Annotated in this window: 12 protein-coding genes and 1 pseudogene; 3 read left to right on the top strand and 10 right to left on the bottom strand. The window is 45.2% G+C overall.

The features are described from left to right. Positions 1-256 precede the first annotated feature (256 nt). The 8 genes from JCM21738_RS07015 to JCM21738_RS06980 all read right to left on the bottom strand — a co-directional run bounded on the left by JCM21738_RS07015 (position 257) and on the right by JCM21738_RS06980 (position 7143). Positions 257-967, bottom strand: a complete 711-nt coding sequence (locus JCM21738_RS07015) for a hypothetical protein (protein WP_023613475.1) — start codon at positions 965-967, stop codon at positions 257-259. Between the two features lie 6 nt (positions 968-973). After that, entirely contained in the window at positions 974-1336 is a 363-nt protein-coding gene (locus tag JCM21738_RS07010) for a FixH family protein (protein WP_023613476.1), read from the bottom strand. Further along, on the bottom strand, positions 1333-2004 hold the full coding sequence (locus tag JCM21738_RS07005; protein ID WP_023613477.1) for an ABC transporter ATP-binding protein: 672 nt from the start codon (positions 2002-2004) through the stop codon (positions 1333-1335). Before JCM21738_RS07005 ends, JCM21738_RS07010 begins: the two co-directional genes overlap by 4 nt. Next, on the bottom strand, positions 2001-2798 hold the full coding sequence (locus JCM21738_RS07000) for an ABC transporter permease subunit (protein WP_023613478.1): 798 nt from the start codon (positions 2796-2798) through the stop codon (positions 2001-2003). The genes JCM21738_RS07005 and JCM21738_RS07000 overlap by 4 nt, the downstream gene beginning before the upstream one ends. Then, entirely contained in the window at positions 2795-4018 is a 1224-nt protein-coding gene (nosD, locus tag JCM21738_RS06995; RefSeq protein ID WP_256360184.1) for a nitrous oxide reductase family maturation protein NosD, read from the bottom strand. Before nosD ends, JCM21738_RS07000 begins: the two co-directional genes overlap by 4 nt. 85 nt (positions 4019-4103) lie before the next feature. Further along, positions 4104-4667 carry a hypothetical protein gene (locus JCM21738_RS06990; RefSeq protein WP_023613480.1) on the bottom strand — a complete coding sequence of 188 codons (564 nt, stop codon included), beginning with the start codon at positions 4665-4667 and terminating at the stop codon, positions 4104-4106. 136 nt (positions 4668-4803) lie between these two features. Continuing rightward, positions 4804-6675, bottom strand: a complete 1872-nt coding sequence (gene nosZ / locus JCM21738_RS06985) for a Sec-dependent nitrous-oxide reductase (protein ID WP_023613481.1) — start codon at positions 6673-6675, stop codon at positions 4804-4806. A 21-nt stretch (positions 6676-6696) separates the two neighbouring features. Next, complete coding sequence (locus JCM21738_RS06980; protein WP_023613482.1) at positions 6697-7143, bottom strand: c-type cytochrome; 447 nt, start codon at positions 7141-7143, stop codon at positions 6697-6699. Positions 7144-7479: 336 nt separating this feature from the next. On the opposite strand from JCM21738_RS06980, the pseudogene JCM21738_RS06975 reads away from it, so the two are divergent. Together JCM21738_RS06975 and JCM21738_RS06970 are read left to right on the top strand one after the other, a co-directional pair. Continuing rightward, positions 7480-8576: pseudogene (locus tag JCM21738_RS06975) on the top strand (PRK06851 family protein). 53 nt (positions 8577-8629) lie between these two features. Then, entirely contained in the window at positions 8630-9130 is a 501-nt protein-coding gene (locus tag JCM21738_RS06970; RefSeq protein ID WP_243462929.1) for a hypothetical protein, read from the top strand. A gap of 84 nt (positions 9131-9214) precedes the next feature. Here JCM21738_RS06970 and JCM21738_RS06965 read toward each other — a convergent pair whose 3' ends face one another. Further along, positions 9215-10576, bottom strand: a complete 1362-nt coding sequence (locus JCM21738_RS06965; protein ID WP_031307641.1) for a YjiH family protein — start codon at positions 10574-10576, stop codon at positions 9215-9217. A gap of 493 nt (positions 10577-11069) precedes the next feature. Then, positions 11070-12722, bottom strand: a complete 1653-nt coding sequence (locus JCM21738_RS06960; protein ID WP_023613487.1) for a glycoside hydrolase family 13 protein — start codon at positions 12720-12722, stop codon at positions 11070-11072. 283 nt (positions 12723-13005) lie between these two features. Here JCM21738_RS06960 and JCM21738_RS06955 point away from each other — a divergent pair, with 283 nt between their 5' ends. Continuing rightward, a complete protein-coding gene (locus JCM21738_RS06955) occupies positions 13006-13866 on the top strand; it encodes a Cof-type HAD-IIB family hydrolase (RefSeq protein ID WP_031307642.1) in 861 nt (286 codons plus the stop codon). The last annotated feature ends 52 nt before the right edge of the window (positions 13867-13918 follow it).

Here is a 13918-nt window from a genome sequence, read left to right as displayed (position 1 = left end):
GACAGGTTTGGGTGTGAGAGCGTAAAAGCTGTCAAGAAAAAGCCGGAATCGTGACAGGTTTGTGTGTGAGAGCAGTAAAGCTGTCAAGAAAACGCCGGAATTGTGACAGGTTTGGGTGTAAAAGCATAAAAGCTGTCATGATACGTCTAGAGTTATGTCAGGTTCATGAGAAAAAGCAGAATAATTGTGCAAATGTCTATCCTTTAAACAAAAAACAGCCTGAGCTTGAGCTCAGGCTGTTTTCCATATTACTGAACTATTCATGATCTGCAGCATTAATTTTAATCTCCAAACTGGCGATTTGGGATTGGTATAGTTCTTCGTAATTCTTGGCAGTGTCAAAAGCGACTTCTTTTTCGGAAGCATTAGGCTTCTCTTTTACGACATCGGCCTTAAGAGTTTCGTGAATTTGCAATGTGAGCAGCTTTTCGGTGAAGTAGCTGTTCAGCCTGTTTTTATAGGCATCGTCAGGGTAAGCAGAAACAAGCTGCGAGGCTGCTTCGTTCTGATTGACCTTCGCTTTGAATTCATCAATAGTTCCACCGACCTCAGCACTTTCCACGTCCAGGCCTTTTTCCCTTGCTAGCAGGTACATCGTGTGCTGCTCCATCATTTTTGACAGATTCACGTTGAAATTATCATGATACTTGGATTGCTCATCCCAGTAATCCATTTTTTCCTTCAATTCCTCGCCCTGCAGATTCTTTTCATCGACGGCGCGGTTCAGCTCGATATCAATCTTGTTCATCAGCTGATAAAATTGCAGGTCTTCATAGCTAAGCACCTTGCCATTGATCGTGACGACTTTGTCGTCTGCATGAAATCCGTCATTTGAGCTTTCTTCTGCTTTTGCTTTCTGCTCACTCGAGTTGTTCTTCGCCACAAGTTCTTGTTGATCCTTCTGGCAGCCACCAAGAATCAAACCTGCAGCCATCATAACAAGTATCAGAAGTGTTCTAAGTCTCATGCTTGATCATTCCTTTTCCACTTCGAATGTAATCACATGCTCAAAAGCAGAGCCGTCGGCTTCTCCTTCGATATTGGCAATCCATTCACCCGCCATCGGCAGTTCGACACTGGATTCATAGATACCATTTCCTTTGTCCTCAAAATCAAGTTCAATTGAGCCATGGTCCATTTTGGCCATCTCAAGGTAAGCAGCAAAGGCCAGGCCGTCCACAGGCTCTCCATCCTGCATCACTTCAATGACGACAGGGTAGCTTTCGCCAGCCTTGTACTTAGGGGCTTCCTTTAAATTGATCTCATAATCCGAACCTGAACTGCAGCCTGCAAGAATCAACATCAGCAACATGAAGCCTGCGATTAATTTTTTCATTTGTAATCCGCTCCTTTTAAGTGTTCATTCAGGAATTCATCGACGGTGTATTTTGTCATTTTGCCATCTTCCAAAAATGCGACATGGCTGCAGATTTGCTTGATTTCATCCATATGGTGCGATGCCATGAAAATGGTTTTGCCGGATAGGGACTTCAAAATCTGCAATATTTCCTCGCGGCCAAGTGGATCCAGTCCGCTTGTCGGCTCATCGAGAATCAGGACATCGGTATCATAATAAAGCATGACGCAGAGCCCAAGTCGCTGGAGCATTCCCTTGGAATAGCCCTTCACCTGGTTATGCCGGTCCTCCCACAAAGAGACCATCTTCAGTTTCTCCTCAATCTTCTTTTCGTCAATCTCACCAATTCCAAGCGATGCGAAAAAGCGCATATTCTCTTCACCGGTCAGATGCGGATAGAGATGGAATTTTTCCGGGAGATAGGAAACGATTTTCTTCCAGTCTCCTTTCGAATTTGGAAAGCCTCCAAGTGTAATCGAGCCTTTTTTAACAGGCTGCAAACCGAGGATCGAACGAATCAGCGTTGACTTTCCGGCGCCGTTCCTCCCGACCAGGGCACAGTACTCGTTTTTCTCGATTGTCAGGTTGATATCTTTCAAGACTTGCTTGTTTTTATAGGATTGTGATAGGTCCTTGATTTCAATCATGATTTTTCCCCCTTGCTGCGGAACAGAATCGAGAGCTCGAAGAACAGGATCATCCAGAAGGCCAGGTCAATCAAGAGAAACTTCCATGGTGCCATCCAGATCATTTTTTCCATCAGGCGTGACATATTGTTCAGCGAGAATAACCCGAGAGATGTTTCCAGAAAGAAGCGCAATGTGTGCAATGGATCCAGGAAGTAGAGCCACGAAAACAGTTTGACATTTTCATAGGAAACAGATGGAACGTATTGTATAAAGGCCAGATCGATCAGGAACACGAACAGGAACCATGTGAAAATCGTTGCGCCGATCAGCTGCATCTTCGTGTTCGTGATGTTCCCCAAAAACAGTCCCAGCTGGTTGAAAATCAACAGCAGTACCACAACAGTCACGAGAAAATAGATGAAGCTGGTCAACTGGAATTGCAGGAACCATTTCATCGCGATGGCGAGAACGAAGTACCAGCCGACAAATACGCCGATGACGACGGTTTGGATCGCGACGGACTTTTTCAGCATCAGGCTTCGGTTCGATTCTTTTTTCGTCAATAGGATCATCGACGTCTTCAGCTCTTTTTCCTGGAAGATTGAAAAAGAGGAAATGAAGAGCGCGAAGATTGGGACAAGGTAAATATTCATGTCATATAGCGAGAGAAGAAAGGCGTCAAATCCGAGTTCATCTGGATATGAGCGTGCTTCCATCAACAGGAAGATGGAAGTCAGCATGACCATGGCCAGGCCGAGCCAGAGGCCTTTCCCGCGTGACTGTTCAAGCCATTCCTTCCAAATGTAGTTCATGATAAACGACTCCTTCTCTTTTTGATAAAAATCCAACCCGCAATGGCGAGTGCCGGAATGAAAAGCAGCATCCATGGGACGGATTTCTTTTCCTTCTCAATCAGCGGGAATTCATCCACGACCATCACTTTCTGGGTGCTTAAGACTTCATTGATTTTTTCATAGATTTTGATGGCCGGGCTTTTTAAAAATAAGTAGGCCAGTTCATTATCCTCTACTAACTTGTAGAGGGACGATCTATATTCAACAGGAGAGTCGCCAATCTGGTTCTGGTCCAGGTCTAGGACCGAAAGCTCTGTGCCCCAGTAATTGCCCATCCCGTTTAGATTCCATTGATTATAAGATTCCGCGCCAATCGTCAGGACATTGGCAATGTTTTGCTCGAAATGATTTTTCGTGAATACCTGGGAAGTGGACGTGGTCCATAGCTCCACACCGATGTCATTGTGGAAAAACTTGTTTCCCTCAATTTTGTTCTGCGTGGACTGCTCCAGGTAAATGCCGCGCTGGTTCAGGTAAAATTCATTATCCAGGACAGTGTTGCTTGTGCTCGTTTGGATGATTAGCCCGAAAGAGCGGGATCCCTGGTTAAAGGAAAATTGGTTTTCCTTCAATAAGATGTTTTTGGAGTGCATGATTGCCGCACCTCCAGTGTTCTTATTGAAACGGTTTCTGTAAAAAGTATTATCGTTGGAATACATATAGTGCAGGCCGTAACGTGTTTCACTTACATAATTGTTGCGAATTTCGTTTTTATCGGCGTATTCGACATAAATGCCGTCGCGTGTCTTGGAAATCGTGGAATCTTCAATAATATTATTGGACGTGCGCACAAGCTGGATGCCATTCCCCTGGCTGCCTAGCTTTCCAGTGCCTTGCCCGGTGACTTTTACATTTTTTACGAGAGTGTGGTTTGAACTATTAATATAGAGACCATGGTAAACATCGTGGATAACTAGATTAATAAACTGGTTGTGCTCTCCCATCGTGCGGATTCCCGAATATTCCTCATCGGAGCTCCTGTTCAGGCTGCCGTGTTCAATCGTTAAGTTCTTCATTGTGACATTGGAGGCTTTGACCAGAACGACATTCCCTTTTCCGTCGCCGCGGATTGTCGTACCTTTTTCCCCGATTATCGTTATTGGTTTCGTAATCTCGATATTGCCATCGTATTGCCTATTCTCTAGAATCAGTTCACCGTTTATTGGAGTTTCATCAATCAGCTGCTGCAGGGATACATCTGCCGAGACAGGCAGGGTAGATAAGATCCAGACGCTATCCCAACAAGTAAGATCAATATCCTGTTCATTTGCGGCGCTCCAGCCAGAATGGCAGTAGTGTTAGCAGGAAGCCTGCTCCAATCAGGAATGATCCTGTTGTAAAATAACTGTGTGTCACAAAGTTTGCAAGGATGTTCTCTCCAATAATCGGTGGAACAAATGGTTCTAGCTCGATGGGTGCCTTAGGGTCAAGTTCTGTTCCGAATTTCGTCAGCCAGAGGTTCATGTCGTAAATGCCAAGGGCTCCACCCACAACAAGCAGTGCTGGCGGTACATATAGCAAGATTTTCTTTCTCACTAAAGCGACGATGATGATGATTGCCGCAAGCCCCATGATCAGGCCAGGCAGGTATTGCAGTTCAGGGAAGCTTTCATTGCTGAATGGAGCCATTCCAATGTAATGATTCAAGCCGTTTACGATATCGATGTCTCCTTCAAGCTTGTTGGGATAAACGATGATATCCAGCCCTTCCATATATTGCGGTGCGTAAAACTTCATCCCCCACCAGGGGAATTTAATAGAGGCAAAAATCAATGCTGCAGCCCCGAAAAGACTAGCCATAGAACCAGCAGATAATTTCTTTGCCATCTGAATCAGCTCCTAAAAGAAATCTGTAAGCGGCATTTTTTGGCGCTGCTAAATTTCTAGACTTAAAACTTTTTAAAAAGGGAGAAAGGGTATCGGCTGAAAACTCAATACCCTTTTCCATATTCGTTTTGCAAGGTTATTTCGGTTCAACTAACATGTAGCCGCTCATTTCCTGGTGGAGCGCTGAACAGAAGTTTGTGCAATAAATTGGGAATGTACCGGCTTTTTCAGCGGTAAATTCTATTGTGCTTGTTTGTCCTGGCTGGACTTCATAGTTCAGGTCGTGGTCCATGATGCCGAAGCCGTGTGTGATATCCTGGTCAAGGTCGATATTCGTCAGGTGGATGGTGACCTTGTCGCCCTGCTTGACCTTGATTTCGTCTGGACGCTCTGCTTTTGCATCAAAGACAAATTTGGAACGCATTGCGATACCATATACATGGACTTCATTGCCTTTTCGCTCAATTCTTGTGTCTTCCTGCTTCCAAACGGAGTGCTCACGGTTTTCATCTTTCTCGTAAATCGTGATTGTCTTGATCTTGTCACGGTGGATCGTCTGCGCATAGTGCGGTTCTGGATCGACCGGAGCCGTGTAAGTCAGGGACATTTTATCTCCTGAAATATCGATCAGTTCCATTGATTCTGGGTGTGAAGGTCCAACAGATAAGAAATTGTCCTTCGCGATTTTGTTTAGAGATACAATCCATTTTCCATCTGGAGATGCTGTGTCACCCTCAGTTGCTGTTGAGTGTCCTGGTGAATAGTGGACAGGTGTACGGTCAAGAATTTCACCGGTGTCGATTTTCCATTTGACGATCTCAGATGAAATGAACATCGTATTGTACGCATTGCCTCTGTCATCGAATTGAGTGTGAAGCGGCCCTAATGCTCCAGGAGGATCAACTTCGCGTTCTACAACCTTGTCATAAGGCAAAACAGGAATACCGAACTTTTCGGTTTCAAAATCGCCAGACTTGATTGCTTCAAATGCTTTTTCGAATGAGAATACAGTCATTAAAGGTGCCAGCTTACCAGATGCGATGAAGCGTGTTCCGTCCGGAGTGACGTCAACGCCGTGCGGTGATTTCGCTACAGGTAATGCGTAAATCGAACCCTTGTGCTTGCGAGGGTCAATCATCTTCGCGCCATTGACTTCTTCATACTCACCAGCTGCCACTTTTTTCTCAAGCTCTTTCCAGTTCAGCAGGACGATATAGTCACGGTCATTTTGTGATGCGTTGATTTCGTTATTCGTCGTTGCGAATTCTGTGTTGTAAGTTGTCATGACAATCCAGTCGCCAGAGACCTTTTTACCAGCGTCGGAAAGGTCATAGGACCAAGGCGGAAGCATGATCTGATAAGCCAGATTGAAGTCCTTTTTTTCCTGGTCGAATGTGACCATGGAAACGACGCCTTTATATTTCTCCTCGAATTCATCCAGTGGAGCGTACTCTTTTCCAATTGGAACCGAGAAACGGGTAGGCATGACAATGTATTCTGTATTCTGTGTAACGAATGTCCCTGCGTGCGGTCCGCCCATATTCGGCATTTCCATGATATCGGCAGTATGGAATGTGCTTAAGTCAACCGCCGCGATTCGGTTATTGGCCACGTCATTTGCGAACACGAATTTGCCATCATATTCACCATCTGTTTCGGAAATCGCCGGGTGGTGGAAGTCTCCCCATGTATAGCCGCCAAGCATTTCTTTCGATTTTGTGTCGAAGCCGTATCCAGTTGCCGGATCCGGTGTGAATACTGGGACTGTACGGATTTTTCTCATCGAAGGCAATCCGTATACGAAAAGCTGGCCTGAGTGGCCGCCTGATGAAAGCATGTAGTACTCGTCTAGCTCGCCATAAGGAATATAGACTTTTTCAGCGTTTGACTTGTTTGCGGTGTCATTGCTTGCCGTTCCTTTAGGTCCTGTTGAAAAATCAGCAAAGAATACAGTTGCCGCCATGAGGCCGGCTAGCAGCCCCGAAGCTGCGGGAACCCATTTTTTCATTAACACTGCACCACCTTTGGTTTATTTTTCAGAAGCATCTTTCAACATTTTCACAACTTGATTTATTTCTTCCTCCGTCAACGGGTTGCCGCCGATTACGCCGGACATGACTGCTGAGGTAGGTTCTTTAAGGAATTCTTCGATTGCTTTGCCATGCTTGCCCTCGACATTGGTGAATGCATCGGAAAGATCAGGTCCGGTTGCTCCGCCAGTAAGGTTCAAGGCTTCTACAGAGTGGCAGCCAAGGCAGCCTTTTGCTTGAAGGATGTTCTCCTCGCCCGCGGCAGCAGAAGTGGTCTCAGTGGACTTTTTTTCTTCCTTTGCTGTTTCTGCAGGCTTTGAAGACTCATTGCCAGTTGTGGCTTCTTGTCCCTGGCCGTCATTTCCAGGAATGACATCGAAGGCTATATAACCAATCCCGAGTCCAAGAAGAGCACTGATGATGAAATGGATGATAGGTTTATTCACTTTTTTCCCCCCTTGATTGTTTTCCAAGGCTCTTTTCTCTCAAAAATAAGGCAGTCAAATCCAGCCATAAATCTGAAGAGCCTTTCACACTTACATCCTAACTTTTTGGAAAAAACGGTAGTGTGATGTACTGCACACATATTTGTGTTTATTGTGAATGATTTGTGAAAGCGCTGTGATTAGCTGTGAAGAACGTCACTTGCCCGGGAAATAGTTCTCAAAATAGACAAGTTCAAGATGGCGTCTGGGCATTCACCCAGAACAAATCACCTGCATATAGTAAGGAGGAAGCGAAAACTTGCCGTTTATAAGAACGGCTGGAGGGAGTGCGATTCTATGTCAGGAAAAATCCTGAACTTTTTTGCCGGCGGCAACACGGCCCGCGGTTTTTACAGCTTATATGATTCCAGCTTGCAGGGCTTGTCCCGGCTATTTATATTGAAGGGCGGACCAGGAACAGGAAAATCCTCGCTCATGAAAAAGATCGGCAATGAATGGCTTGGAAAAGGCTATGATGTTCAATTCCTGTATTGCTCATCAGATAACAAATCAATCGATGGTGTGTTAATTCCCAAATTGAATGCCGGAATCGTTGACGGAACTGCGCCGCACGTCATCGAACCGAAAGCACCAGGAGCGGTAGAGGAGTACGTCAATCTGGGAGAAGCGTGGAATTCCGGCAAGCTTCAGGAACACAAGGAGACAATCCTGCAGCTTAGTGAAAAAATCAGTGAGGCATTCAATTCAGCCTACAGCCTTTTTGCTGAAGCTCTGAGAATCCATGACGAGTGGGAAAAAATCTATATCGAAAACATGGATTTTGAAAAAGCGAATGAGCTGACGAACAGATTGATTGAGAGGTTCTTCGGAGACAGTACATCTACAGAGGGCAGCGGGCGGGTGTACGACCGATTCCTTGGAGCGGCCACTCCGGTTGGCGCTGTAGACTTCGTACCCAATCTGACTGAAACAGTGGGCAAGAGGTACTTCATCAAAGGCCGCCCAGGCTCCGGAAAGTCCACCATGCTGAAAAAAATTGCCGCCGAGGCACAGTCGCGCGGATATGACGTTGAAGTCTATCATTGTGGGTTCGATCCGCACAGCCTTGATATGGTCATTGTCCGCGAGCTCGACTTCGCGATCTTCGACAGCACCGCTCCGCACGAGTATTTCCGGAAAGAGAGACGGATGAAATCATCGATATGTATACAGAGTTGATCACACCTGGTACGGATGAAAAATATGAAGCTGAAATCAAGGATGTCGGCGGCAGGTATAAAGCGAAGATGAGTGAAGCAATCGCCTCACTGGCCCACGCAAAAGAGCTGCGCGATCAGCTGGAGGCAATCTACATTGAAGCCATGGATTTTGAAAAGGTAGACGAAATCACCGGCCAGCTTCAAAAAGAATTTGAAAGCCTGAGTGCCAACTAGCACCGAATTGGGCGTTTTGCATACATTACAAGGAAGACTTTTAGAGAGGGGATATGAGTTTGTATTATAATAACTTCTACCCATATGGACCAAATCAGCAATTTGAAGACGATTATGGATTCTATGAGAATGAATTTAATCAGCAGGGAGATGCAAGGATCTTCGGTGGAGGATTTCCTGGAGGTCCGGGTGGCTTCCCAGGCCAGGGTGGAGGCATTCCTGGCGGTGGATTTCCAGGTCAAGGCGGGGGCATTCCCGGAGGTGGGTATCCCGGAGGAGCAGGAGGATTTCCGGGAGGTCCAGGAGGTTCACCAGGCGGAGGCCAGGGCGGAGGACCGCCATCATCACCGCCGCAGCATATGTGCCGCAAGAACAGGCAACGGCCTTTGCAGTCGACCCAGGCGGAATCAGAAGATGTATGTTCCGATTCACCTACGTCTGGCTGGTCGATGGCAGAAGCTTCTGGTTCTATCCAATTTTCCTCGGCAGGAATTCGATTGCCGGCTGGAGATGGAGCCGCCGCCGCGGATGGGTTTACTACGGAATGGATTTGAGGCAGATTCGTTCCTTCCAGTGCTAATTAAATATACAAAAATAGAGCCCCTGAAAAAATCAGGGGCTCCATTTTTACTATTATCTTAAAAAATGATATGAGCAATCAGTACAACGATTGGCAATGTCACAAGCGTACGCTGCAGGAAGATAATGAACAATTCACCGAAGCTGACAGGGATTTTTGATCCAAGCAGCAGGCCGCCGACCTCAGACATATAGATAAGCTGAGTGACGGAAACGGATGCAATGATGAATCTTGTCATCGGGCTTGCGATATCAGCGCCGATAACGGAAGGGAGGAACATGTCCGCAAAGCCGACGATCAACGTCTCTGATGCAGCCTTCGCTTCAGGCACCTGCATCAGCTCCAACAGCGGAATGAACGGCATCCCTAGCCATTGAAATACTGGTGTATATTCAGCGACAATCAACGCCAGTGTTCCAAGCGCCATGACGATCGGCGCAACACCCATCCACATATCAAGGATATTGCGGATTCCGGCAAGGAAGAAGTCTTTGAAACTCTTGTTGCTGCTTGCTTTTTCGACAGCCTGTGCCATACCCCAGGAGAAAGGTGTATAGCCATCTGGAATGTTTTCCTCAGAGTAGTCGTTGTTCTGCTCCACATAATACGTATCCTGCTTCCTTGACAGTGGCGGGATTCTTGGAAGGATAACAGCCGCAACCACGCCAGCCAATGTCACGGTCAGGTAAAATGGGACAAACATATGGCCCAGGCCAACCTGAGAAATGACTACGAGACTGAATGTGATTGAGACAACAGAGAATGTGGTTCCGATAACAGCGGCTTCACGTCTAGTATAATACCCTTCTTCATACTGCTTGCTTGTCAGGAGAACACCAATCGTGCCGTCGCCAAGCCATGATGTGAGAGTATCGATGGAAGAACGTCCAGGCAATGTGAAAATCGGGCGCATGATTTTAGCCATCAACGTTCCGAACAATTCAAGCAGGCCGAAGTTCAGCAATAAAGGCAGGAATAATCCTGCAAACAGGAAAACAGAGAAAAGGATTGGCAAAAGGTCGTTGAGCAGCAGGCCGCCTGTGTTAGGTGACCAAACTGCTTCCGGCCCTATTTGAAATAAAGTCATAACCGCAAAAATTGCCCCTAAAATCCTGGCAACCAGCCAGACAGCTGGCACATCAAACAATGCTTTCAGAAAATGGTTGCGGTTAAGAATTTCCGGTCTGATTGTTTTTATTAATAGTGTTCCGATCAGTGTCAGGACAATGATCACAGTCATGATTGCAGGCAGCGAGCCGCCAAGCAAGTCCTGGAGCCAACCGGAAAGGACAGCGATCGGTATCGTGATTTCTCCGTTATAGGAGATTGGTAACATAAAGAAAAATATTCCTATTAATGAGGGAATGATAAATGCTAATAAGTCCCCTGTGGATCTTGTTTTACGCAATGGTTTTTCCAAAATGATTTCACCCTTAAAATACATATTTATAAGCCAAAAATTATTTTAATGCATAACCCCTGTTTTGCCAACACTTTTCTCTCCCAAATTCCTTCCTGTGTTATATTCTCCTAAAGCAAGCAAGCTAAACGCTAATCAGCCACCTTATTGTAAAATTCAATTTTTTCAACAGGATTCCTCCTATTTAGCATGAATTCTTAATAGGACTATTACCTTATTTAACTGAACGATGCAGTTATTTCCACATATAGGATGAAGGTGCAATTATGAATAGTTACCGTGCAATTAATTGTGACTACGGTGCAATTAACTGGCATAAGCGTGATAAGGAGAACAACTGTGCAAATATAGAGAATGACGCTGCAATTAACATAGAATTTACTGAAAGCCTGATTTATTCATCCAAGAGTTCAGGGCACAGGCTTGTATATAAGCCCAATACGTACGAAAAAGAAAGAAGGGAGTGCCTCAAAATAGGCGCTCCCTTAAAAAATTACTTCAAATATACTCTTGTTTCATATGGCTTCAATGTAAACGAAGATTCCTGTTCTTCAACCTTATAGTTGTTCAATAGCAATTGGCTTGATTCAAGTGGAAACCCGTCGAATTCAAATGCAGCTGGCTCGCTGAAAAGGTTGGAAAGCACAACAGCTTGCTTGTCGCCCAATGTTCTTGTATAGGCATAGATTTGTTCGTGATTTTCGAGAACTAAATCATATGTGCCATAAGTGAAAATGTCATTGGCCTTCTTCATCTCAATCATTTTTATGTAAAAATGAAGGATAGAGTCGGGATCATTAAGCTGATCTTCGACATTGACTTCTTTGTAGTTTGGATTCATCCCGAGCCAAGGCTTGCCTGTTGTGAACCCGGCATTTTCTGCATCCGACCATTGCATTGGCGTCCGTGAATTGTCGCGGCTTGTTGCCCAGATAAAATTCATGATTTCTTCATGTGCAACACCGTTTTCACAGCGGATTTTATAAAGGTTTTTAATCGCGACATCGTCATAATCCTCTATCGAAGGGAACTGGACATTAGTCATGCCGATTTCCTGTCCCTGGTAGATGAAAGGTGTACCCTGCATCAGGAAGTACATAGCAGCAAGGGCGGTTGCACTTTCGCGCCAGTATTCCTTGTCATCGCCCCAAGTTGAAACAATCCGGGCTTTATCATGGTTTTCAATGAATAGCGCATTCCAGCCGTGTCCTTCAAGACCTTTTTGCCAGCGGGTAAAAGTTTTCTTCAATTTTGCCAGGTCGAGTGCTTTCTTTTCAGAGTCCCACAGGTCAAGGTGCTCAAATTGGAAGACCATATTGAACTTGCCTTGTTCCTCGCCAACCCAGAGATCGGCTTCTTCGATGCTGACGCCATTTGCCTCGCCGACCGTCATGATGTCGTATTTGGAGAATGTTTCTTCCTTCAGCTCTTCAAGGAATGTCTGGATTCCATCGACATTCATATGCTTGTCAAAAGAAGAAACATACTGCAGCCCTTCAGGGTTAGGCATGTCTTTTAGGCCTTCCTCTTTTTTGATATGGCTGATCGCATCGACGCGGAAACCATCGATCCCTTTGTCAAGCCACCAGTTGATCATATCGTATAACGCAGTACGGACATCTTTGTTTTCCCAGTTCAAATCTGGCTGTTTGCGGGAGAAAATGTGAAGGAAGTATTGACCTGTCTTTTCGTCATACTCCCAGGCAGAACCGCCAAAAATGCTTTCCCAGTTATTCGGCTCAGCGCCATCCTTACCGTCACGCCAGATGTACCAGTCGCGTTTAGGACTATCCATGGATTCACGGGATTCGATGAACCATTGATGCTCATCGCTAGTATGGTTGATGACTAGATCGATGATCAGCTTCATGCCGCGTTTATGCGTCTCGGCAAGCAGCTGGTCGAAGTCTGCCATTGTCCCAAATTCATCCATGATATCTTGATAATCACTGATATCATAGCCATTATCGTCATTAGGAGATTTGTACATCGGGCAAATCCAGATAACATCAATCCCTAAATCCTTTAAGTAATCAAGCTTTGAAATCATTCCTTGCAAATCGCCGATGCCGTCGCCATTGGAATCCATAAAGCTCCTTGGATATACCTGATAAGCAACAGCCTCTTTCCACCATGTGTGTTTCATGTGAACCCTCATTTCTATATTTACTCTTGCTGTTTTACATTGATATTTAACGTATGCTCTTTTGTTGCCCCTACACGTCTTTAAGCAGGAGAAAAAAATTTAAATTTACTGATTGTGCAAACGATTGCAGACGGATTCATAATAGCATAGGAATCTTTTCATGACAATATGAACCTAGCTTGAAAATTTGATCACTAGTATATACACGTATTATTTGCTGTGATGTGTTTGAAGGTCTATCATGAATGTTAATACTGAAAAAATAACTACAGAAGGTGAAGAAATGATTAGGTGCATAGCTACAGATATGGACGGGACATTATTGACTGCTACCCAGCAGATTACTGCAGAGAATAGAGAAGCGATTTTAAAAGCAAAAGAGCAGGGAGTCGAAGTCGTTGTCGCAACCGGACGCTCGTTCCAGGAAGCAAGATTCGTTCTTGAGGAATCCGGTCTTAAATTGCCAATGATATGTGTGAACGGAGCCGAGGTTCGTTCTGAGATTGGGGAAATTGTTTCTTCAAGCCCGTTGAACAAGGCGGAAGCCCGGCAGGCTGCGCTAAGGCTTGTGGAAAGTGGCGTTTATTTCGAGGTTTATACAAACAGAGGTACCTTTACTGAAGATGAGGATATGGCGATCACGATCATCGTTGATATTTTCTCAACTGCAAATCCTGAAGTGCCGATCGAAAAAATCGCTGAGGCTGCTGAGGAGAGAATGCATAAAGGGCTAATTACGAAGATAGAACATTATGATCAATTATTCGAGGACGAACAATATGAGATTTACAAGCTTTTGGCTTTTTCACTAGATGATGACAAGCTTGAGGCCGCGAAGGATGGCCTGGAGGAAATCCCAGGGCTTGCGGTCAGTTCATCCGGGCGTGAGAATATCGAAATCACGAGCCTCGACGCTCAAAAGGGAGTTGCACTGGAAAAATTCGTAGCTTCAAGAGGGATCAGCCTCGAGGAAACGATGGCGCTTGGTGACAATTTCAATGATGTATCGATGCTTGAGAAAGTCGGCAAACCTGTAGCGATGGGCAATGCAGCTCAGGAAATCAAAGAGCTATGCGGTGAAGTGACATTGACGAATGAAGAAAGCGGCGTCGGAAAAGCGATTATGAAGGTGCTAGAAGATTGATTTTTGAGTGGATTAAGGACATCTGATTTTTAGTGGATTTGGACTTCTGATT

This window comes from Mesobacillus boroniphilus JCM 21738, assembly GCF_000517385.1.
Classification (GTDB): Bacteria; Bacillota; Bacilli; order Bacillales; family Cytobacillaceae; genus Mesobacillus; species Mesobacillus boroniphilus.
Note: the sequence above shows the minus strand (reverse complement) of the source record. Positions and strands in the feature narration are given on the sequence as shown.